We start from the raw sequence: 22432 nt of genomic DNA, 5'->3' as shown, positions 1-22432 counted from the left end.
GCGCAGCTTTTTTTTTTCGATGCTCCATTTTGATGCATCGAAAGCGCTGATCTCGCCAGCGCTGCCAGATCATTGCGACATCCGTGTGACTTCAGCGCACAGCTCGCGACATCACCTCGATGTCGTCGTCTTCGGGCCGATCAGGCCTCCGACCACAAACGCCCACCCGTTGCCCAGTTTTCCCGCTTCACGTCCGTGAGGATTATATTGGGTGAATACGTCATTATCTAAACAATATCAATGGGTTAGATGCATGCTGGTCACCCCTTTGAACGTACATTTATGGATAGTGATGGACTAATAAAATCAACAATGTACAAGCGCGTTTTTGACGATCGTATCGGGATAGCATCCGTCTGCCAGACACGTCTGATCAGCGCTTTTCGGACTGCTTGGTCGAAACGGGAAGGGGCTGAGTGCATCGCTTTAACCGGATTGAGCTGTAGGAAGTCCGACATTTGGCTTGCAATATTGTTTTCGAACTGAACGATGTGGGGGTGCGGCGAAAAGTCCGCGTGGCGCCCGAAAGTCGGCCACTCCGGCCATTGACACCTTCTCCATCGCCGTCGTTCGCCGATAACCGCTTTCGCGCGATCCCTGATTGGCGGTATTGACCTACTGCCGCCGGTCACGCTGTCGCGCGTCCAATGGCGGGTAACTGAGATTCGATCTTCAACATGACCAAGCCGCCTTGCGAAGACATGATTGCACGCGGCTGGGGCCGCATCATCCATATTTCGTCGGTTAGAGGTTCGAAGGGTTCAGTTGGCCAGACCAACTATGTCGCGGCCACGGCTGGCGCGGGAACTGAAGTCGAGGGCGTCTCGTGATAACCTCAGTGCGCCCGCTCAATTCCTCGTCGCCAACTTCGTCACAGCCGGTCGTGCAGTCTTCGCCTGCGCCGTCATCTCGTTCTGCTCGATGATCTTCGCAATCTCCGCATTGGCCTTATCGCCATACTGCGCAAACACATCGGTGCGATAAGTGGTGTTGACCGCCGCGGCGAGCTGCGTGCCGGAATCGTTGCGCGTGTCGGCGTCGACTACCATCGACAGCCCAATGCGAAGCGGATGCGCCGCCAGTTCCTTCGGGTCGAGCGCGATACGCACCGGCAGTCGCTGCACGATCTTGATCCAGTTGCCGGTCGCGTTCTGCGCCGGCAACGTCGCGAACGCGCTGCCCGTGCCCGCCGAGAAGCCGATCACCTTTCCGTGGTACTTGACGCTCGATCCGTAGACGTCCGCCGTCATCGTGACCGGCTGACCGATGCGCATGCGGCGCAGTTGCACTTCCTTGAAGTTCGCATCGACCCACACGCCGTTGAGCGGCACAATCGACATCAGCGGCGTGCCCGGTGCGACTCGCTCGCCAATTTGGACCGAGCGCTGCGCGACGTAGCCCGTCACCGGTGCCGGCAGCGTATTGCGTGCGTAGTCGAGATAGGCGTCACGTACCTTCGCGGCGGCGGCCCGCACGTCCGGATGCTGCCGGATCGTTGTGCGGTCGGTCAGCGCACGATTCGATTGCGCCTGCTCGCGAGCCGCGTCGAGCGCTGCCTGCGCGGCGGCTACAGCCTCGCGAGCGTGCGAGACATCTTCGGCCGACACCGCGCCGCTGCTGGCCACCGCGACACGGCGCTGCAGATCGTCCTGCGCGCGCGCCAGGTCCGCCTCGCGCTGCGCGTCGTTGGCCGCGTAGTAGCTGTTGTCCACGTAGAACGTGCTGACCTTGCGCACGGCCTGGCCGAGCGCCGCCTCTGCGTTCAGGAGCGCGATCCTCGAATCGGCCGGGTCCAGCGTGACGACCGGGTCGCCCACTTTCACGATCTGCGTGTCGTCCGCGTTGACCGCGTTGACCGTGCCGGTCACCTGCGACGTGAGCTGCACGAGGTTGCCGTTGACGTACGCGTCGTCGGTCGACTCGTGATATTGCCCATACTTGAAGTAGTACGTGCCATAAGCAGCACCCGCGAGCGCGACCCCGATGCCCAGCAGGGCGAGCCACAGCTTGCGCTTGCCTGAGCCACCGGGCGGCGTCGCGTCCGGTGGGGTTCCGGTGGTGCCATCGTGTGCACTCTTGCTGTTCGATTGTGCCGGGTCCGCACTCGCGCGGTCAGTAGTGCGGTCAGTCGCGCGGTCAGTCTGGATGGTATCGCTCATGTCAATTCACCAAAGAGTTTACGAACGTGCCGTTTCAACGCGCGGCGACGGAGTTAGACGGCGCGGCTGGATCCACACGGTGTGTTGCATCGGATGACGTATCGATATAGCCGCCACCAAGTGCCGATGCGAGCGCGATCTTCTGGTCGCGCCGGTCCATCAGCAGGTTGGCGACGGCCTGATCGGCCTGCAGCGTGAGCACGTCGGCATTGAGCACAGTCAGCTGATTCGTCAGGCCGCCCTTGTATTGCGTGAGCGCCAGCTCGTCGGCCTGGCGTGCGTCTTGTTGTGCCGCTTGCGCATCGCCAATCTGCGCGTCGCTCGAGCGGATCTGCGCGAGTTGCGTCGCCACATTGCTCAAGGCGCTGATTAGCGTCTGGTTGTAGGTCGCGACGGCGTCGTCGAAATCGGCGTAACGGCCCTTCAGTTGCGAACGCAGCGCACCCGCGTCGAAGATCGGCAGATAGATCGCCGGACCGACGCTGGCCGTGCGACTCGCCGCCGTCAGAAAGCGGCCGAAGCCGAACGCGTCGAGACCGATCGCGGCGCTCAGATTGATGTCCGGGTAGAACTCAGCCTTCGCTTCCTTCACATCGTGCGTAAACGCATCGACGCGCCAGCGGGCCGCGACGATGTCCGGGCGGCGGCTCACGAGGTTGGCGGGAAGATTGTCCGGCAGACGCACCTGGTCGCCGACGCCGAGCGCCGGCCGCGTGATCGCGAGCCCGCGGTCGGGGCCTTCGCCCATGAGCGCGGCCAACTGGTAGCGGGTCGTCAGGATGCTGCCGTCGAGTGCGGCGAGCACCGAGCGGGCGCTCGCGAGATTCGCCTGCGCCGTCTTGCGCTCGACCTCGGTATCGAGCCCGGTCGCGATGCGCTCGGCCGTGATGCGGTCGATCTGTTCGCGGCGCCCGACTTCCTGCTGGGCGATATCGTGCAGCACGTAAAGCCGCGCAAGCTGGTTATAGGTGCGGGCAACCGCGGTCGTCAGCGTGAGCTTGACGGCTTCCGCGTCGGCCTCGCTCGCCTGTACCTGGGAAAGCGCCGACTTCAGCGCTTCGCGATTCTTGCCCCACAGATCCAGATCGAACGAAGCGCTCAGCAGTCCGGTGTTCTGGGTTTGCCAGCTGCCCGCGTAGGGCGGCGGCACTTCGGCCGTGCCGCTGAACTGCCGGCGCGTCAACGAGTACGAGGCGTCGACGCGTGGCATCGTGCTGGCCTTCGCGGTGCCCGCATAGGCTTGCGCCCCGGCGATGCGAGCGCGCGCCTGCGCAATCGTCGGGGTGCCCTTGAGCGCTTCCTCGATCAGGGCCTTCAGCTGCGCGTCACCGAACTGGTCGGCCCAGTCGGCGGCCGGCCAGTGACCGCCTTCGGCCGGGAGGCTTTGCGTCGTCTCGAACTGTTGCGGCTGGGCCATCTGCTTGTCGCTGTGAATACCCGCATAGTTGGCGCATGCCGAGAGCAGCGCCACCAGCATCACCGACAGCCCCGTTTTCATCGCACGGGTACCGCTGGTGCATCTAGAAATCTGCGCTTTCATTTTCTGACCTGTGAGATTAATGGTTAAAAAAGGGGTACGCCGCGGCGCTCACGCTCCGATGAATTTGCAAAGCAGACGGCACAGCTCTTCGAACTCCGCCGTCGTGAGTGTCTTCAACCGCGCGTTCAGCACTTCCGGTGCGATATTCGGAATCTCAGCCGCGATTTCCTCGCCCTTCTGCGTCAGCACCAGGTTGACCACCCGGCGATCATCCACGCTGCGCGAGCGTTTCAGCAGCCTCTTCGTTTCCAGCTTGTCCAGCATCCGGGTCATCAGTCCGGTATCGACGGACAACATCTTCGAGAGCTCGAACGGCGTGGCGGCGAGGCCGCGTTGCATCGCCAGGAGAATGCCCATCTGCCGGCCGGTGATGTCGAGATCCTTGAGGGCCGAGTCCATTTCCGCAGTGATCAGGTTGCGAGCCTTGGTTAGCAAGAAACCGACGCTTGGCGTCTGCGAAAAACTTTCGGGCGTGTAATGCTTCATAGGAAGGTTCGCTCGCAGTTCAGTGACCGCCCGCGCCCGCCGCGTTCTTCGCGCCGTCCTTGCTGGGCCTGGTGACCCAGATGAGCGGAATGATTGCGATAAAAATCACCGCCGACAGCCAGAACACGTCGTTGAGGCCAAGCATCGCCGCCTGCGCGCTCAATTGCACTTCGAAATAGGCCTCAGCTTTGAAGAGACTCGCATGCAGCATCGTCTGAATACCGGTGAGCGCATGCACATAGGCCGGGTTGTTCAAACTGGTCTGCTCGGCGAGTCGCGAATGGTGCTGGATCGTACGGTCGTTCCAGATGGTGCTCAGGAGCGACGTGCCCGCCGCGCCCGCGAAGATCCGCGCGAAGTTCGACAGACCCGCGGCCGCCGGGATCTTCTCCGGTGGCAAGCCCGACAGGATGATTGCCGTGAGCGGCGTGAAGAACAGCGCCATTGGGATGCCCTGCAGCAGCGTCGGCAGAACCAGCGTGTAAGAGTCGATGCCCGTCGTGTACCACGAGCGCATCAGGAACACGCCCGCAAAGCCGAGGAAGGCGAGCGTCGCCAGCACCCGCATGTCCGATCTCGGCATGATCTTGCCCATGACCGGCGCAAGGAGCACGGCGAAGATGCCGAGCGGCGCCGTCACGAGTCCCGCATCGACGGCCCGGTAACCCAGGTACTCCTGAATCCACGTCGGCAGGATCACGAGGTTGGCGAAGAAGACCGCGTACGCGATCGATATCGCGATGGTGCCGCCCAGGAAGTTGCGTCGCTTGAACAGGCGCAGGTCGACGATCGGCATGGCCTCGGTCAGCTCCCAGATCACGAAGAACAGGAATGCGACCAGCGCGACGATCGTGAGCGCCCAGATCACTGGCGAATTGAACCAGTCGAGATCCTTGCCCTTGTCGAGCATGATCTGCAGCGAGCCCACCCACACGATCAGCGAGAGGAGCCCTACCTTGTCAACCGGCAGCTTGCGCGATGGCGTTTCGCGCCTGCGGTAGAGCGCCCAGATCACCGCGGCGGCGAACAGGCCGACGGGCACGTTGATATAGAAGATCCACGACCAGCTGTAGTTGTCAGTGATCCAGCCGCCGAGAGCCGGCCCGGCGATCGGCCCGACCGTTGCGGTCATCGCCCACAGCGCCAGCGCGTTCGAGCTTTTTTCTCGCGCAAACGTAGTGAGCAGGAGCGCTTGCGACAACGGCACCAGCGGTCCCGCCACCGCGCCTTGTACGATACGAGCGACGAGCAGAACAGGCAGGCTGGGCGCGAAGCCGCACGCCGCGGACGACACCACGAACAGCAGGATCGCTGCCACGAAGAGCTTGACCTGCCCGATCCGCTGCGTGAGCCACCCGGTCAGCGGAATCGCCACTGCGTTGGCGGCCGAGAACAGCGTGATGACCCACGTGCCTTCATCGACCGACACACCCAGGTCGCCGGAGAGCGTGGGGATCGCGACATTGGCGATCGACGAATCCAGCACGTTCATGAAGGTGGCAAGGGACACCGCGAACGCGCCCAGTGCGAACTGCCAGCCAGTCAATGGCGCATGAGCGCTCGCGTTTTGCGGCAGGTTCATACTGCGTCCTATAAGAGGCAATCGTGGGCGACTGTCGTGTTTGATCGAGTTCGCGCTCTCCCCAATGCGGAAGACGCACCCCGATCCGTATCCGGCATGACAAAGGGTTGAGGTTGAATGGCCGATGAGTGTCGGCTACTGGATGCAAATCGTGGAGAGGTCGACGGTACGGCGATAGACATTCCTGTCGAGCCACGGCACGAACGTGTACTCGTCGTATGCGTTGCATCCGATATATATCCAGCTATGCAGAACGTGTGACACGATGATTCCTTGGAGAAGATATGGACGGAACCGGTCGGGCGGGCAACCGAAAAGGCGGTGTTCTCGTCGGGCCGGCTCGCGAGTCCTGCGCTATCCTGAGGACGAGTGCTGTCGCGATGAAAGAAGATTAGGCTTCGCCGGATGGCGAATCTACTCTACGGTGGGATATGCCGATGCCGCGTTAGCGTAGCGCGACTATACGGTCGTATAGGCGCGTTGAGGAGGCTTCGCGAGTGGCTTCGATCTGCGCGAAGCATGCTCCGGCGACTATTATCTGGAGAGGAGCAACAGAAGGTTCGAGGCACGAACGCTGTGTGGGCCTGAGACGCCCAGAGCCGTTGCGTCAGACCGGATGCAAGCAGTGAGTAAAGTTGCGCTAAGGGAGGCGTTCTGTGCAGCCTTCAGGTTCTTCATATGGTAACGGCGGCCTTAAATATCTGGTCCCTTTGTGGATTGGGGGCTGCATCGCGCTCGGCGCCGTTGCTGCAGCCTGTTTCCGACTGCAGCTGCGTTTGAGCACCACCGGCTTCTGTCTCCTGATTGTCATTGTCGTGTTGTCCTTGAAGGACAGCTTCATTTCATCCGCGATTTTCTCGGTTGTGGGCGCCGCGCTACTGGACTTTTTTTTCACTTCGCCCCTCTATAGCTTTCGGATAGCCTATGCCGAGGACTATATTCCGCTTGTTACCTTCTTCATCACGTCAATCGCTGTCACAACGCTTGTCAGACGGATTAACCGCATTGAGAAAGTGCAGCGTGCCCAGGCGCGGCTCCTCGACCTGACCCACGACACCGTGTTTGTCCGCGACCAGAACGAAGTGATCACGTACTGGAATCACGCCGCGGAAACGCTCTATGGCTGGAAACAGGAAGAGGCGACCGGGAAAGTCGCCGATGAGCTTCTCCGGACCCTGTTTCCGCTGCCTCGCGAGGAAATTCAACAACTGTATATTCGCGACGGGCACTGGGAAGGCGAACTGGTTCACACCAAACGCGATGGCTCTGAGGTCATCGTGGCCAGTCGCTGGACAATGCAGCGGGACGAGCCGGGCGCGCTGATCGCCACCCTTGAGACAAACAACGACATCACGGAGCGCAAGCGTGCCGAGGAGTGGCTGCGAAAAAGTCAGGCGCAGTATCTTGCTGAAGCGCAGAAGCTGAGTCGTACCGGTAGCTTCGGGTGGAACGTCTCGACCGGCACGGTATTCTGGTCTGAGCAGGCCTTCAATATCTTCGAGTACGACGTGGCAAGGACGCCCACGATTGACATGGTCCGGCAGCGTGTGCACCCGGACGACATGCAGGTGTTTGAGCAACTGCTCGCACAGGCCAGAGGTTCGAAGAGTGATTTTGACGTCGAGCATCGCCTGTTGTTTCCGGATGGGAGGATCAAGCACCTTCAAGTCGTGGTTCACCGAACAACCGGTCAGGCGGATAGCAGGCAGTTCATCGGAGCCGTGATGGACGTGACGGAGGCAAAGCAGACAGAGGAACAGTTGCGGCAGGCGCAAAACGAGCTCGCGCGCGCCAGTCGCATCACCGCCCTCGGCGAACTCAGCGCGTCGATTGCACATGAGGTCGGTCAGCCGCTTGCCGCCATCATCACGAATGCCGAGGCCGGTCTGCGCTGGCTGCGACGCCAGCCGCTCGACGTGGAAGAGATTGAGGCGTGCATGACCCAGATAACTGGGGAGGGAAACCGGGCGGCTGAAATCGTGCAGCGTGTGAGGAAATTGATGAAGGGCGCTCCACCTGACAGGGCACTCGTTGAGGTTAACGAACTCATTGACGAAGTGGTGACGCTGATTCGTGGTGAGGTCAAGAACCACGGTGGATCGCTTGTGCTGAATCTCGCGCCCGGACTTCCGGCGGTGCTTGGCGACCGTGTACAACTTCAGCAGGTGCTCATCAACATCATCATCAATGGTGTGCAGGCGATGGCCACCGTCGACGGCGAGCGTGAACTTGCGGTCCAATCCGGAATAGACAACGAAGAAAACGTAGTGGTAGCGGTGCGAGACTCAGGGCCCGGCATCAGCGAGGAGAACCTGTCGCGTCTGTTCGAGGCCTTCTTTACGACGCGCAGCACAGGTATGGGGATGGGGCTGGCAATATGCAGTTCGATCATCGAGGCGCATGGCGGTCACATCTGGGCATCCAACAACCCCGAAGGTGGCTCGACATTCAGTTTCAGTTTGCCGCCCGCGCGAGTGTCCGCAGCACTCGTTTAGCCCCCGCCAGCGTTCGCATCAGTTATACATTCGTATCATCGCGGCATGGGCGGTTGTGCGCTAACCTCCAGATAAGAATACGGGCGAGCGGGTTATCCGCTCTTTATCCCGTAGGAAGAAAGTTCGAGGGCCGCCACTTTGCAAACAACACCTGTTGTCTCGATTGTTGACGACGATAAAGCCGTTCGTCTCGCGTTAGGAAGCCTGGTGCGGTCACTAGGCTGGCAGGCGCGCATGTTCGAGTCAGCCGAAGAATTTCTCGTGTCTGGGCAAGTCGCCGACACATCCTGCCTCATCTCCGACATCCGTATGTCCGGCATGTCGGGTGTGGAGATGCACGAGCGCCTGCTTGCGCAAGGCCATGCCCCGGCGACGATCTTCATCAGCGCGTACCCAACGCCGTCGCTGCATGCGAGGGCGGTCAGTAACGGCGCGCTGGTGCTTCTTCAGAAACCCTATCAGGCGGCAGTGATGACTCACTGGCTCTCGGTTGCGCTCGGCAATCCGTAGGGGGAATGTCCTCGCGAGGCTATCGCCGTACAAAACTGGATGGATGCGGCTTGATGCCGAGGGATTCGGCCTTGCGGACAAGGTCCGGCATGGAACGCGCGTTCATTTTTCTCATCACCTGGCCGCGGTGGACCTTCACCGTAATTTCGCTCAGGTTCATTTCGGAGGCAATCTGCTTGTTCAACAGCCCGGACAGGACAAAGGCCATCACCTCTTTCTCTCGCGGAGAGAGAGACTGATACGAGCCCCGCAGTCCAGCCATGGCCGCGTCTGCGGCAAGTCGTTCACCATCGAGCGCCAGGGCGTGCTCGACTGCGTCGAGCATGTCCTGGTCCTTGAACGGCTTGGCAAAGAAATCCTGCGCGCCGGCTTTCATCGCTTTCACTCCCATCTCTATGTCTCCATGAGCAGTCATGAAAACGACAGGAATGCGGATGCCGCTGTTGACGATTTCCTGGTGAAAAGCCATTCCGCTTTTCCCGCGGAGCCGGACATCAAGAATCAGGCAGCTGGGCCCGCTTCCAGACGGAAACTGGAGGAATTCTTCAGGGGACTCAAACGTTTCCACGCGCAGGCCGACCGAGCGCATCAGCGTGCTGAGCGCAAGCCGGATTGCCTTGTCGTCATCGACGACATAGACAACCGGGCCGTCACTTCCTGCAGCGCCGGTTATGACTGGGTAGATCGGTCCAGCAGCCATCGGGTCACCCTATGAAGCTGGACGGCGTTCTCATCGCGGCCGTCAATGGCCTATTCTACGCGCCCGGAAGGAACACGAAAATTCATGCGCTGTTGCAGGTTATTGTCCGTTTGTGCGGTGCACCACGCCGTCTCCGTCTAAATATTTCCGTGGCCCGCCTCGACGAGCGACCGCGCATACCAGGGGCCGGTTCGCCGGCCACCACTATCCGCCGCACACGCGCAATACGCATTGCCTCGGGGTGATAGGCCGCCGTCTCATGATTCGGCGTTTTTGCCACTGTCTTCGCGTGTTGCAGGTTCCCTACACCCCCTCACCACCTACGCGGAAGATGCCGGCAGTCAATCTCACAAGGAGCAACACATGGCAGGAGATATCAATCAATCGCGTCGTACCTTGCTAGGAGTATCGGTACTCGGTCTCATCGCTTCGCAGCTAGGCACCATTGCAAGCGCCAATGCACAGGAGAGCAACAACAATCGCATTGCTGCGCCGGGGACGGCGGGGGCATCGAAAGAGTCCTTTGGTCCGCTAAAGCATGTCAACGCCGGCGTACTTAGCATTGCTTATGCAGAAGCCGGGCCGGCAGATGGGCCGCCGGTGCTGCTCTTCCACGGATGGCCCTACGACATTCACAGTTACGCCGATGTCGCTCCTATACTCGCGGCGGCCGGCTACCGCGTTCTCGTCCCGTACCTGCGCGGCTACGGCGAAACGCGGTTTCTCTCCGCCTCAACGCCGCGCAATGGCCAGCCGGCTGCAGTCGCGGTCGATGCGATCAGCTTCATGGACGCACTCAAGATCGATAAAGCGGTTGTGGGGGGATTTGACTGGGGTGGCAGAAACGCCAACCTTCTGGCATTTCTTTGGCCCGAGCGCGTCAAGGCGCTGGTCTCGGTGAGCGGCTATCTCGTGGGTAGCCAGGCCGCAGCCGGGATGCCGCTGCCGCCAGCCGCTGAGAACGCATGGTGGTATCTGTTTTATTTCGCCACCGACCGCGGTCAGACTGGTTACGCCAGGAACACCAAGGAGTTCAACCGGTTTATCTGGCACCAGGCCTCGCCAAAATGGGCCTTCGATGACGAGACGTTCGAGCGCTCTGCAAGGGCGTTTGAAAATCCTGATTTCGTTACTATCTCACTCTACAACTATCGCTGGTATTTGCGCCTGGAGCCGGGCGAGAGAAAATACGATGGATTGGAGAAGAAGATCGCGACATTTCCGTCCATCGCCTGTCCGACGATCACTTTGGAGGGTGACTCGAACGGCGCACCGCATCCTGACCCGAGCGTCTATGCAAAGAAGTATGTCGGCAAGTATGAGCATCGCACCATTACCGGCGGTATAGGGCACAATCTGCCGCAAGAGGCGCCGGCAGAGTTCGCCAAGGCCATAATTGACGTCGACAAGGCTTGACGGCGACTCTGCAAACGAACCGCCATTCCCGCTTCTGGGTCACCGGGATGGCTCTTCCTCGAATCCGCCAAGGCTTCCTATTCGAAGAGCGGCAGAAGATGAGCGAGGCCGCGCTGATTGTACGGGTTTGTATGGCTGCTTTCTGGCGCGGCCCTGTTTGTGCGCGACTGGCCAGTTTCGGTCCTTCGCAGTCGGTTGGCGAATGTCTGCTGACGAGCAAGCGATGAGTCGCCATTTGGCGAAGCGACGGCGACCGCCGAGAGCACGCATACCTGATTGTCGGCTTTGGCAAACTGTGAATTCCGAGATCCGGGGATGAAAGAAAATCCGCTCTTATCCAGCGGTGCCGTGGCTTTACAGGCGCGCGCGGAGTTCGATCTCCGCGCGGGTCACGATGACCTTGCAGGCGAGCACGCGTTCGAGCAACGCGTCGCATATCGGATCGATTGCGTCTCGCTCCGAGTTGTATCTCTTAACGATACCTTGGCCTTGCTCTGCAGCGGTTCGTAGATGCCCGATGTGAGCTGCAATCACGTGGTCAGTAAAGTCCCAAACAGGAAACGCAGCCAACGTCTGGCGGATCTGCTCCCAATCACGATCCACACCATATTCTGTATAACCCGGCAAATTGACGTTGGGCTCAAAGGCAGTCTTCAAGTCGTCGAGCCGTCCGGACATGCGAGCGCAGACGGCCAAAATTATCCGCATCTGCGCTCGACGCCGCCGTCGTTCGACGAATAGTCCATGCGCGAAAGGTACGAGTGCGGCGGCAGCGATGGCAAGCATCCCGCCACCTGCCTGAGCAAGCTGCAACCAGTCGCCCCGGTGGAACGAGTTCATCTGTGAAATCCCCATCTTATTTTCTGACACTCACTCGCGTCGCGCCTACTGTCACGACGCTGCGCAGGCGAAGGAAGTCGACCGGGGGGCCGGCCTCCGTCGCAGCAGAATCAGGCTTCGCCGAGCGGCTCCGGGGGGAGCTCCGTAGCGACGGCGGGCGGCGCTGCCCAACTGAAGTGCGTGCCGAGCATCACGCCGACCGGAACGCCGGCGATCGCGGCCAACGAGAAGGCCGTCATGATGGTGCCAGTGGCCGCGCCGCAGGACCGGGATGAGGCGTAGGAGATTGTGCGAAGAACGGGTGTACCGTACAACGAACAATAGTTGATATTCCTATCTGATTTACATGCACTTGGTGCTTTTGCGATTTGGATGTGGCCGCTGCAGCACACCGTCTTTCATTTTGAGAATTCGCTATATTTTGACGCGCGCTGACTCCGCAGACGCCGAGCAGTGATGTCTGTTTTCGGGTCTTTTTCCTCGCCGCGGTACGGATAAAATCGCTCCGCAAATGAATCGTCGCATTGCCAGATAAGGAATTTAGGCATGCAGGCTTTTATTGTCTGCATAACTCTCCGTCTGTCGGCCGCGACTTTGGCTCTTCTGCGGCGGCATCGACTTGTGCACCATCTAGTGGATCTCCGTCCACGGAGCTCTCGAAGAAGCCGTCCGGGAGATAGATCAAAGCGTACAAACAGACATCACTGTGCGTATAGGCCATTAGAGAGCAGAACCGTGTGACGGCTCTCAGTAAGGCAGATTTCATGCCGCCTGGCTTTGATTCCGCGACACTACAAACGTCCTGATCCTTTGGCATGTTCCCCCTCTTTTTGACGTAATCGCACCCGCCTGCAGGTTCAATCGACACATCCAACAGCCGATCGATCAATGCACCTGCCGCCGATTTAATGAACCGGATATACAAGGGAAGGCCTTGATGGCGGCGGTTGGCGCGGCAACAGAACACAAATGTGTGTCGAAGATCTTTACCACCCCGAAAACGTCTTTAGTGGGCCGCCTGCATTGACCGCAAGATAACCCTTTTTCCTGATGGGATAACTCCTCTCAATCTTGATAGACCTTCAGGCGATTCGAAAAAATCAAGAATCCTCTTGGAAGAGGTGCTCGGTGCAGAGCCCCGCGACAAGGCGGCGGCCGAACGGCTGGTGCGCACACTGCTCGAGTGGCTCGGCCGCCCGCTCGTGAGTGTGGCGGACAACAAGCTGCGCAGCTACGCGGCAGCGAGCGGCGATCTGGGTCTAAACGTTGAGCATGCGCAGCACGAGGGACTGAAGATGGGGGAGGCCAACAACCCGCAGCCGCTACGACGAGAACGCGCAGCACAAACGCGAAGCGCGCGCTTAGGCCTTCACGGCTCGGGTAAGGACTCAGCGCGCCCGCACGGCAGCTGAAGGCAATCGATTGTCAACTCCCAACGCCCTCTCTCGTCCTTCCGCCGGTAGAACTTGACCGATCAGTGCGGACCGGGCGCTCCACGCAAAGACATGACTTTTTCGAATCGCCTGAAGGTCTATCAAGATTGAGAGGAGTTATCCCATCAGGAAAAAGGGTTATCTTGCGGTCAATGCGGACGAGGTGCCACCTGGTGACACCTTCGAATAGACGGATTTGAGAAAAGTCAGTCGTGATTAGGGCGAGATTCGAGCGTGGAGAAAAATTGATATGCCTTTCGAAACAGCGTTGACCCAAGCACTTGATTTGCGCGTTCCAGTCGTGGCGGGTCCTCTTGGGCGAGGTTCAAGCGCAGAATTTCTCGGAGCGATGGCCAATAGCGGCTGCTTCGGCTTTACTGCGGCGGCGCATATGCCGGAAGAGACTCTACGGGACGAGCTTGCCAAAATGAGCCGGGCGACGAACGGTCGGTTTGGTGCAAATCTGTCGTTGACCCGTGATCGCCGGAAGTGGCTCGCCACTGCATTGGAAGCAGGGGTGCGCGTTTTCTCCGTGTGGCAGGGCGATATCGAACCCTATGTTCGTATCATCAAGGACGCGGGCGGGCTTGTGTTCTGGACACTGGGCAGCCCCGACGAAGCGGCCCGAGCAAAGGGTCTGGGCGTCGACTTTATCGTTTCCCAAGGACAGGAGGCAGGCGGTCATTACGTTGGGAGTGCACCTACGATGTCGCTCTTGCCTTCTATCGTTGACGCCGCCAAAGGGGTCCCCGTGGTAGCGGCGGGCGGTATTGCAGATGGGCGGGGCCTGGTCGCTGCGATGGCGCTTGGTGCGTGTGGAGTCTGGATGGGAACGCGTTTTGTCGCGAGCAAGGAATCGGCCAACCATCGCGGTTACAAGGAGCGGGTTGTTGCAGCTCGCGCGACGGACCTCGTCGAGACCGAGCTCTTCGATCCGGTTGGGCAGGAGTGTCCCCATCGAGTGATACGCAATTCTACGTTCTCCAAATGGGAGGAGGCCGGTCGTCCAGCCACCGGTCAGCGACCAGGAGAACGCGACCGTATATCGAGTTTTCCAAATGGAAAGCCACTTTATCGCTATGACGCCGCGGCTGCTTGGGATGCCATGGAGGGAGATTGGGAGGCTAGTCCGCTCTACGCTGGCACAACGATCGAACTTATTCGTGAGGTGAAGCCTGTAGCGGAAATCGTTCGGGAAATCGAGACGACTGCGCAGGCGGCGCTCAACAAGATCGCGGATTTGCGGACCGTTCGCTGAACGGGCCAGGACGAGCCCAGGAGTCAAGCGGGCTTTAGATTGAAGGTGCCGACCTCTTTTGTCCTCAACACTAAGGAACTTCGATGTACTTCGCTATCGTAGCCATTGACCGACCCGGGGCCTCCGATGTTAGAACCAAGACGCGCCCGGCGCACCGCGAATACTTGAGCGCCCCCAATCCTGGCGTGGCTTACAGGTTGGGTGGCCCCCTCCTGGCGCCTGACGGCACGACGATGATCGGTTCGTTGCTTGTGATCGAGGCGCAAGACCTTTCGACCGCCGAACGGTTCGCGGCCAACGACCCGTACAGAAAGGCAGATCTATTCGCGGAGGTTTCGGTCAGGCCTTGGGATTGGGGGACTGGAAATCCGGACAAGCGATAAGTCCAGGACCGACAAGATCACCGTTCTGTAGACGCTCTGTGTCGGCAGACCTATCGGAGGTAACCGCGAAAAACGTAGATGCCTTCGTCTCTTTACGATGTGCGGGAACTTTCCATGAATCGGTATGACTTTGATCTGTTTGTTATAGGTGGCGGCTCCGGTGGCGTCCGTGCGAGTCGTATAGCGGCTGGATATGGTGCGAAGGTCGCTGTCGCGGAAGAGTACAGGCTTGGCGGCACATGCGTGATTCGCGGTTGTGTTCCGAAAAAGCTGTTGATGTACGCATCCCAATTCGGATTTGCGCTTGAGGACAGCAAGGGGTTCGGCTGGCAGGTGTCAGAAGCGTCACACAAGTGGGAAAGCCTGATCCGCGCGAAGGACGTAGAGATTGCCCGCCTGGAGCAGGTCTATGAGGGGCTACTCGGCAAGGCCGGGGTCGAGGTGATAAAGGGAAAAGCAACCATTGTTGGCGCACACGAGGTTCGCGTGAACGATGTGAGCTTTACGGCGGCCCACATATTGGTCGCGACTGGAGCGACGCCAGAGGTGCCTGAGATTCCCGGCGCCGAGCTGATGGTGACGTCCAACGACGTGTTAGCTATGGAGCACGCTGCAGAAACGGTCGCGATTGTTGGGGGTGGATATATAGCCTGCGAATTCGCAGGCATCTTCAAGGGCCTTGGATCAAAGTTGTGGATGGTCCATCGTGGATCGAGTCTGCTACGTGGATTCGACGAACAGGTCCGGGAGCATATCGGCAATGAGCTGGCTGCGAGCGGCATTGAGATGCGACTAGCTAGTACAGTCGCCGCGGTTGAGAGAAAACGCAACGCATATCTCGTTTACCTCGGTAGTGGCGAGATTCTCGAGGTGGATCTAGTGATGGCCGCGACAGGGCGAAGGCCGAACACAGCCAGTCTGGGCCTTGAACGTGTCGGTATTCATGTTGACGCACGCGGAGCGATCCCCGTGGACAGTTATTCGCGCACGTCGTCCGATCACATCTACGCGGTGGGTGATGTCACAAACCGTATTAACTTGACGCCTGTCGCGATCCACGAAGGCCATGCTTTTGCTGACTCCGTCTTCGGAGCCAAGTCCCGGGGAACCGACCATGAAGGCGTTCCGTTTGCCGTATTCAGTCAGCCGCAGGTCGCTGCGGTAGGTCTCACCGAGGCCGAAGCTTGTACGAGACACGGCGGTGTACGCGTGTACAGCAGCGTTTTTCGTCCAATGCGGGCGACACTCTCCGGTCGCAATGAGCGCGTTCTGGTGAAGCTCATTGCGGACGACACGACTGACCGAATCCTGGGTGCGCATATCGTGGCGCCGGACGCCGCCGAAATCATTCAAGGCATTGCAGTCGCACTCAAAGCGGGCGCTACAAAGGCGGATTTTGACGCTACCTTGGGTGTGCATCCGAGCGTGGCGGAAGAGTTCGTCACGCTAAGAAATGCAACATATTCAACCGGGCTGCAGTCTTGATTCAACCAACAGCGCGGCGCAGTGGCACGACGTGTCGCTTTAATGAAAATGCATCACTGGAGATAGAAAGATGATTGATTTGTATGCTTGGGGAACACCAAACGCAAGGAAAGTTTCCATAGCTTTAGAAGAGCTATTGATTCCCTTCAAAGTGCATATGGTGAATATCACGGAGGGCGAGCAATTCAGGAATAATTTTCTCGAATTGAATCCGAATAATAAGATTCCAGTGATTGTCGACCCGCAGGGACCACAGGGGAAGGCGATCACTTTGTTTGAATCTGGTGCGATTTTGATTTACCTGGCAGATAAGACAGGTAAATTATTGCCTGTCTCCGGAGCTGAACGTCACCAGACGATACAGTGGCTGATGTTTCAAATGGCCGGCATCGGCCCAATGTTCGGGCAGACGCATCATTTCCGCCGGAACGCGCCACACGAGACATATGGCCTTGACCGCTATACGAAAGAAACGCATCGACTGTATAAGGTCATGGATACGCGGCTCGGCAAATCGGAATATGTCGCAGGTAGTCAATACTCGATTGCCGACATCGCGATTTATCCATGGGTGGCACGTTATGGACTACACCAAATTGAGTGGGACGATGTCCCAAATGTTAAGCGTTGGTACGATTCGATCGGTTCGAGACCCGCTGTGCAGCGAGGCATGGAGATTCTGCCATGACGAATCGTAACGCTTTAACGGTTCTCGGGAGAAGCAATTCCTCTAACGTGCAAAAAGTCATGTGGTTGCTTGATGAAATCGAGCAGCCATGCGTGCGCGTGGATATGGGGGGGCAGTTCGGTGGTAACAAGGAAGCCGACTATCTCGCAAAGAATCCGAATGGTGTTGTTCCTACGTTGATCCACGGAGACGTTGTGGTATGGGAATCCAACACGATACTCCGGTATCTCGCCAATCATTTTCGCGCAAACGGGCTGTATCCGACTGACTCCGTTGGACGCTCCTGGGTCGATCGGTGGTTGGATTGGCAGTTGTCCTCCTTAGCGCCGGCGAGCAGGAATCTCTTTATGAGAATTATCCGCACACCCGCTGATCAGCGCCGTCCAGATGCAATTGAAGAAGCCCGTGCGCAAAACGCGGAGCTGTTCGGTTTGCTCGACCGGTTTCTGGAGCGATCGGAATATCTAGGAGGCGCATCCTTTTCGATTGCGGATATTGCGGTAGGGCCGTTGGCGTACCGCTGGTTCACGCTGCCTGTGGAACGCCCTCACTACAACAACGTACAACGATGGTACGACGCGCTTTGCAAACGTGAGGCATTCCGGAAGCACGTGATCGAGATAGGCCTGAGTTGACCCACGGTGCAACTGATTATCCGGCACTGCCTGAAAGTCTTTCTAGCCGCGACATATTTATTGCGGCACCTGTGAAGAGTATCTTCACTTTACTTTGATAAAGCTACGCCCCAAAACGAAATTGGCGCGAAGAAGAGACGCTCGAGGTCATCACCATCTGAGAGCGCCGTTCGATCAAATCTGAAATGCTTAGCCAACTGAAGGAGACGACAGATGCCCCATGCCATCCGCGTTCGTGAGACGGGCGGACCTGAAAAACTTGTCTGGGATGAGATTGCCGTAGGCGATCCTGCTCCAGGACAAGCGCGCCTTCGCCAGACAGCCGTCGGCGTCAACTATATCGACATTTATTTCCGCTCGGGCCTCTACGAACAGCCGCTGCCCTTCATCCCGGGGCGCGAAGCTGTCGGCGTAGTCGAGGCAGTCGGGCCCGACGTCATTTCGCTGAAGCCGGGCGACCGCGTCGTTTATAGCGGCGTGCAAGGCGCCTATGCCGAAGTCCGCCTCGCGCCGGTTGATCGCCTCATCAAACTCCCCGACGGCATCGGCGACGATGTCGGTGCGGCGATGATGCAGAAGGGCATGACCGCATGGTTCCTGTGCCGGCAGACCTACCAGGTCGGTAAGGGCGACACGATTCTTGTGCATGCCGCCGCAGGCGGTGTCGGCCTCGTGCTCTGTCAGTGGGCCAAGCATCTGGGTGCGACAGTCATCGGCACAGTGTCGACCGAGGAAAAGGCCAACCTCGTGAAGGCTCACGGCTGTGACTATCCGCTGATCCACGGGAAGGACGACTTTGTCAAAGCGGTTCGGGAGATCACGGGCGGCGTCGGGGTCCCGGTCGTGTATGACTCGATCGGTAAGGACACCTTTATGAGTTCGCTCGACTGCCTCAGGCCGCGTGGCCTGATGGTGCTCTTCGGCACGGCCTCGGGCCCGGTGCCCCCATTTGACCTCAGCATCCTCGACAAGAAGGGCTCGCTTTACCTGACGCGCCCAACGCAAAACGCCTACCTGCCGAACCGCGCCAAAGTCGAGGAGGGTGCCCAGGAGGTGTTCGAGGTCGTGCAGTCGGGCGCAGTGAAGGTCCACATCAACCAGCGCTTTGCGCTCAAGGACGCAGCCGACGCGCATCGTAGCCTAGAGTCCCGCAAGACGGTCGGCTCCCTGGTACTGGTGCCCTGAAGCGAAGTGCCGCCGGCGTATCCAGGCTGTGCCCGAACGCCAGCGCAACGGTTCAACTCGTTCACGATGCAGAAGTACTGGGGCTCGAGTTTCGGCGATGCTCACCACAACAAGGTTCGAGATGGAAGGACTCTATCGATGGCACATGTCAGCTTGGATATGGATGCGGTTAGAAGCGAAATTGGTTCGTACGCAGATACACAAACTCCTCTCACTGAACGCGAGCAGGGCTACAAGGAGCTCATTGGCTTCGTGCCGCCACTCATAGCGGCTCGACTGGCTGTGACGGGGGCGCTCGATCCTGAACTCCTTCGTCTGCAAGAGAAGGTGCGCACTCACGCCTTGTATCCGAGGTGTTTCGATACGAAGACCGCTCAGCTCATGGTGTTTGGCATGCTCCTCACCAAACTGCTCGACGGGGCCATGTTGCACGCCCGCGCAGCGCGTCGAGCTGGCGCTACCTGGGAAGAGATGCAAGCTGTCGTTAGTATGGCTTACCTCTATGGTGGGATACCGTGCGCAAACCGGGGTGCAGCGATCATAGGTCAGTTGGCTGCGTCCGAGAGCGAAGACCGAACCGACGCCACAGCCTAGTACTTAAGGCAGTTCGAGAAGTTTGAAGAACGTTATTGAGGAAAAATGTCTCGCCTATATTCCAATCTTATTGCCGGAGAATTCGCTGCAGGCGCGAATGCCTCCCGCAACATCAACCCATCCGACACGAATGACGTCGTCGGTGAATATGCCCAGGGTTCGGTGACGGACGTGAACCATGCGGTGGCCGCGGCTAAGGCCGCCTTGCCGGGCTGGAGCCGTGCAACACCACAGGCGCGCTTCGATATCCTGAAGAAGGCTTCCGATGAGATCCTCGCCCGCAAGGACGAACTCGGCCGGCTGCTCTCGCGCGAGGAAGGCAAGACGCTTGCCGAAGGCATCGGCGAGGTGGTCCGTGCTGGGCAGATCTTCGCCTTTGCCGCGGGCGAATGTCTGCGTACCGGTGGTGAGGCACTTCCTTCCGTGCGCCCTGGTGTCGGGGTCGAGATCACCCGCGAGCCAGTGGGGATCGTCGGGATGATCACTCCGTGGAACTTCCCAATGGCCATTCCGGCGTGGAAGATCGCCCCGGCTCTCGCGTGGGGCAACTGCGTCGTCATCAAGCCGGCCGACCTGGTGCCGGGCTCGGCCTGGGCGCTCGTCGACATCATCCACCGCGCCGGCCTGCCTAAGGGCGTGCTCAACCTTGTCATGGGCCGCGGTTCGATCGTTGGCCAGGCGCTGCTCGAACACAAGGACGTGCACGCCATCTCCTTCACCGGCTCGGTCTCGACTGGTCGCAAGGTCGCAGCCGCCTGCATCGCCTCACACCCGATGAAGAAGGTCCAGCTCGAGATGGGGGGTAAGAACCCGCTTGTCGTGCTTGACGACGCGGACCTCAACATTGCGGTCGAGGTTGCAGTCAACGGCGCCTTCTTCTCCACCGGTCAGCGGTGCACGGCGTCCTCGCGCCTGATCGTTGAGGCGGGCATCCATGACCGCTTCGTCGAGGCCTGCATCGAGCGCCTGAACAGCCTCGTCGTCGACGATGCGCTGAAGCAAGGCACGCAGATAGGCCCGGTGGTCGACCAGAGCCAGCTGGACCAGGATCTTGAATACATCCAGATTGCCAAGGACGAGGGCGGCAAGCTGGTGTTTGGTGGAGAGGTCCTGAAGCGTGGGACGCCCGGCTTCTATCTCCAGCCGGCGCTTTTCACCGAAACGACCAATACCATGCGGATCTCGCGCGAGGAGGTCTTCGGCCCGGTGGCCAACATTGTGCGCGTCAGGGATTATGACGAGGCGCTCGCTGTGGCCAACGACACCGAGTTCGGCCTCTCCTCCGGTATCTGCACGACCTCGCTGAAATATGCGACGCATTTCAAACGCAACAGCGAGGCTGGCATGGTGATGGTCAACGTGCCGACAGCGGGTGTCGACTATCACGTGCCGTTCGGTGGGCGGAAGGGCTCGAGCTATGGCTCCCGTGAGCAAGGGACCTACGCCAGGGAGCATTACACCACCCTCAAGACGGCCTACACGATGGCTTGATCGCTAATGTAGAGATTCGTCGCATAAGTCTTGGCACCCACCACCAAGGTAAATCTAACGATGCATTAAGGGAGTTTGAGATGGAGCAGTCCTTCGATGTCGTGGTCGTCGGCGGCGGCCCGGTCGGGCTCTGGCTGTCCTGCGAACTGCGGCTAGCCGGCGTGAACGTGGCAGTAATCGAACGCCGCACAGAAAGAACCTTACAATCGCGCGCGGGGACCATGCACAGCCGCACGCTCGAGATGTTCGACCTGCGAGGTCTGGTCGACAGGTTTCTCGCGTGCGGAAAACCGTTCCCGAGCTGGCACTATGGGATGCTGGAGACGCATCTCAACTTCGCGGCCCTCGACAGCCGGTTCCCGCAAACGCTCAGGATTCAGCAAGCGGCCACCGAGAGACTAGTTGCTGAACGCGCAGTAGAGCTTGGCATCGTATTCCTCACTGGGCATTCCGCCGGAACAATCTGGCAGGATCAGTCCGGAGTCACGGTCGAAGGCACGACGGATCAAGGGCCATTCCGCGTGAAGGGACGCTACCTCGTCGGTTGCGACGGCGCACGCAGTCTCACGCGTCAACAGGCGGGCATCGCATTCCCGGGCCACTCGGCAACGCACACGTGGCTTTTGGGCGACGTCAGGCTGGAGTTGCCGGACGACAGACCGATGCTCACGGAGTACAACGAGCGCGGCGGCGTCATGATTGCGCCGCCCGGCGCCGACGGCCGGCGCCGTGTCGTTTTGACGACGCCAGAGGAAAACAATATCGCCCCGGCCACGTGGGAGCCAACGTTGGACGACATGGCCCGCACGATGCGACAAGTTCGCGGCACTGACTACAATATGCGCGACCCGGTCTGGCTTTCGCGCTTTTCCAACGAAACCCGGCTTGCAGAGAATTATCGACGCGGCCGGATATTCCTGGCCGGCGACGCCACGCACATTCACCTTCCGGCTGCCGGACAGGGCTTGAATGTCGGCCTGCAAGATGCGTTCAACCTGGGGTGGAAGCTCGCCGCTGTCATCAAGGGCGAGGCGGACGAAACCCTCCTCGACAGCTACGAGGCGGAGCGCCGGCCAGTCGGCGAGCAGCTGCATGAGAACACTATGGCGCAAGCCGTGCTCATGACGGCGTTCACCCCGGGCGCCCTTGGCCTGCGCAAAATGGTCTCTGATTGCCTGGCCTTCCCGGAGGTGAACGAGAAGCTCGCTGGCAAGATTTCTGGCTTCAGTGTCGCCTACGAGGATGTGGGGGCCATGCGTGCCTTCTCGGATGCCCCTTGCGGCACGGGCGTTGGCATTCGCGTCCCCAATCGTAGAGTTCGTCAGGCGGATGGGTCGGAAGTCTTCGTGCACGAACTGCTTTCTGCCGGCCGGTGGGTCCATCTGTCTTTCGGAGCGGGAGCGACCGTTCCGCTTGCCGATGCACTGCCAGAAGAGTCCGTCATCCGGGTCTCCAGCTCCGAGCGTCCCCAGAGATTCTTCGAGGGTGCCGCGGCTGTGCTGATCCGCCCGGACGGCTATTCTGCGGGGGTAGTTTGAAGCCCCTCATGAGT

The 22432-nt window shown here is 59.6% G+C and carries 20 protein-coding genes and 2 pseudogenes; 14 read left to right on the top strand and 8 right to left on the bottom strand.

Annotation, left to right across the window (positions count from 1 at the left end):
• Positions 1–140 precede the first annotated feature (140 nt).
• Positions 141–215: pseudogene (locus tag L0U84_RS29245) on the bottom strand (4-oxalocrotonate tautomerase); the annotation flags it as partial.
• 447 nt (positions 216–662) lie between these two features.
• Between L0U84_RS29245 and L0U84_RS29240 the strand changes: the two are divergent.
• Positions 663–800: pseudogene (locus L0U84_RS29240) on the top strand (SDR family NAD(P)-dependent oxidoreductase); the annotation flags it as partial.
• Positions 801–848: 48 nt separating this feature from the next.
• On the opposite strand, the gene L0U84_RS29235 reads toward L0U84_RS29240, so the two are convergent.
• The 5 genes from L0U84_RS29235 to L0U84_RS43865 form a co-directional block, all read right to left on the bottom strand.
• Positions 849–2159, bottom strand: coding sequence for an HlyD family efflux transporter periplasmic adaptor subunit (locus L0U84_RS29235; RefSeq protein ID WP_233855450.1), 1311 nt, complete (start codon positions 2157–2159; stop codon positions 849–851).
• Between the two features lie 34 nt (positions 2160–2193).
• The gene (locus L0U84_RS29230) at positions 2194–3699 is read right to left on the bottom strand and encodes an efflux transporter outer membrane subunit (RefSeq protein WP_233855448.1); all 1506 of its coding nucleotides are present in this window, start codon (positions 3697–3699) and stop codon (positions 2194–2196) included.
• 48 nt (positions 3700–3747) lie between these two features.
• The gene (locus L0U84_RS29225) at positions 3748–4185 is read right to left on the bottom strand and encodes a MarR family winged helix-turn-helix transcriptional regulator (protein ID WP_233855446.1); all 438 of its coding nucleotides are present in this window, start codon (positions 4183–4185) and stop codon (positions 3748–3750) included.
• A gap of 19 nt (positions 4186–4204) precedes the next feature.
• Positions 4205–5767, bottom strand: a complete 1563-nt coding sequence (locus L0U84_RS29220) for a DHA2 family efflux MFS transporter permease subunit (RefSeq protein ID WP_233855439.1) — start codon at positions 5765–5767, stop codon at positions 4205–4207.
• 135 nt (positions 5768–5902) lie between these two features.
• The gene (locus L0U84_RS43865; RefSeq protein WP_267940119.1) at positions 5903–6031 is read right to left on the bottom strand and encodes a hypothetical protein; all 129 of its coding nucleotides are present in this window, start codon (positions 6029–6031) and stop codon (positions 5903–5905) included.
• A gap of 392 nt (positions 6032–6423) precedes the next feature.
• Between L0U84_RS43865 and L0U84_RS29215 the strand changes: the two genes are divergently transcribed.
• Both L0U84_RS29215 and L0U84_RS29210 read left to right on the top strand, forming a co-directional pair.
• The gene (locus L0U84_RS29215; protein ID WP_326491208.1) at positions 6424–8262 is read left to right on the top strand and encodes an ATP-binding protein; all 1839 of its coding nucleotides are present in this window, start codon (positions 6424–6426) and stop codon (positions 8260–8262) included.
• Positions 8263–8400: 138 nt separating this feature from the next.
• Positions 8401–8772, top strand: coding sequence for a response regulator transcription factor (locus L0U84_RS29210; protein WP_233855435.1), 372 nt, complete (start codon positions 8401–8403; stop codon positions 8770–8772).
• A gap of 19 nt (positions 8773–8791) precedes the next feature.
• Here the strand turns inward: L0U84_RS29210 and L0U84_RS29205 are convergent, their stop codons facing one another.
• Positions 8792–9472: a response regulator transcription factor gene (locus L0U84_RS29205; protein WP_233855433.1), complete on the bottom strand. Its 681-nt coding sequence runs from the start codon at positions 9470–9472 to the stop codon at positions 8792–8794.
• Between the two features lie 363 nt (positions 9473–9835).
• Here L0U84_RS29205 and L0U84_RS29200 point away from each other — a divergent pair, with 363 nt between their 5' ends.
• On the top strand, positions 9836–10888 hold the full coding sequence (locus L0U84_RS29200; protein ID WP_233855431.1) for an alpha/beta fold hydrolase: 1053 nt from the start codon (positions 9836–9838) through the stop codon (positions 10886–10888).
• Positions 10889–11242: 354 nt separating this feature from the next.
• On the opposite strand, the gene L0U84_RS29195 is transcribed toward L0U84_RS29200, so the two are convergent.
• On the bottom strand, positions 11243–11728 hold the full coding sequence (locus L0U84_RS29195; RefSeq protein ID WP_233855429.1) for a hypothetical protein: 486 nt from the start codon (positions 11726–11728) through the stop codon (positions 11243–11245).
• A gap of 1112 nt (positions 11729–12840) precedes the next feature.
• On the opposite strand from L0U84_RS29195, the gene L0U84_RS29190 reads away from it, so the two are divergent.
• The 10 genes from L0U84_RS29190 to L0U84_RS29145 all read left to right on the top strand — a co-directional run bounded on the left by L0U84_RS29190 (position 12841) and on the right by L0U84_RS29145 (position 22418).
• The gene (locus tag L0U84_RS29190; protein ID WP_233855420.1) at positions 12841–13140 is read left to right on the top strand and encodes a hypothetical protein; all 300 of its coding nucleotides are present in this window, start codon (positions 12841–12843) and stop codon (positions 13138–13140) included.
• 271 nt (positions 13141–13411) lie between these two features.
• Positions 13412–14419: an NAD(P)H-dependent flavin oxidoreductase gene (locus L0U84_RS29185; protein WP_233855413.1), complete on the top strand. Its 1008-nt coding sequence runs from the start codon at positions 13412–13414 to the stop codon at positions 14417–14419.
• 83 nt (positions 14420–14502) lie between these two features.
• The gene (locus L0U84_RS29180) at positions 14503–14802 is read left to right on the top strand and encodes a YciI family protein (RefSeq protein WP_233855411.1); all 300 of its coding nucleotides are present in this window, start codon (positions 14503–14505) and stop codon (positions 14800–14802) included.
• Between the two features lie 114 nt (positions 14803–14916).
• A complete protein-coding gene (gor, locus tag L0U84_RS29175) occupies positions 14917–16287 on the top strand; it encodes a glutathione-disulfide reductase (protein ID WP_233855409.1) in 1371 nt (456 codons plus the stop codon).
• A 70-nt stretch (positions 16288–16357) separates the two neighbouring features.
• Positions 16358–16975: a glutathione S-transferase family protein gene (locus tag L0U84_RS29170; protein ID WP_233855407.1), complete on the top strand. Its 618-nt coding sequence runs from the start codon at positions 16358–16360 to the stop codon at positions 16973–16975.
• The gene (locus tag L0U84_RS29165; RefSeq protein WP_233855405.1) at positions 16972–17610 is read left to right on the top strand and encodes a glutathione S-transferase family protein; all 639 of its coding nucleotides are present in this window, start codon (positions 16972–16974) and stop codon (positions 17608–17610) included. Before L0U84_RS29170 ends, L0U84_RS29165 begins: the two co-directional genes overlap by 4 nt.
• Before the next feature lie 213 nt (positions 17611–17823).
• Positions 17824–18795 carry a quinone oxidoreductase family protein gene (locus L0U84_RS29160; protein ID WP_233855403.1) on the top strand — a complete coding sequence of 324 codons (972 nt, stop codon included), beginning with the start codon at positions 17824–17826 and terminating at the stop codon, positions 18793–18795.
• Between the two features lie 138 nt (positions 18796–18933).
• A complete protein-coding gene (locus L0U84_RS29155) occupies positions 18934–19389 on the top strand; it encodes a carboxymuconolactone decarboxylase family protein (protein WP_233855401.1) in 456 nt (151 codons plus the stop codon).
• A 45-nt stretch (positions 19390–19434) separates the two neighbouring features.
• A complete protein-coding gene (locus tag L0U84_RS29150) occupies positions 19435–20880 on the top strand; it encodes an aldehyde dehydrogenase family protein (protein WP_233855391.1) in 1446 nt (481 codons plus the stop codon).
• A gap of 80 nt (positions 20881–20960) precedes the next feature.
• A complete protein-coding gene (locus L0U84_RS29145; RefSeq protein ID WP_233855389.1) occupies positions 20961–22418 on the top strand; it encodes an FAD-dependent monooxygenase in 1458 nt (485 codons plus the stop codon).
• The last annotated feature ends 14 nt before the right edge of the window (positions 22419–22432 follow it).

The organism is Paraburkholderia sp. HD33-4, assembly GCF_021390635.1.
GTDB lineage: Bacteria > Pseudomonadota > Gammaproteobacteria > Burkholderiales > Burkholderiaceae > Paraburkholderia.
The sequence above is the reverse complement of the archived record's forward strand: the minus strand, read 5'-3'. Positions and strand labels throughout refer to the sequence as shown.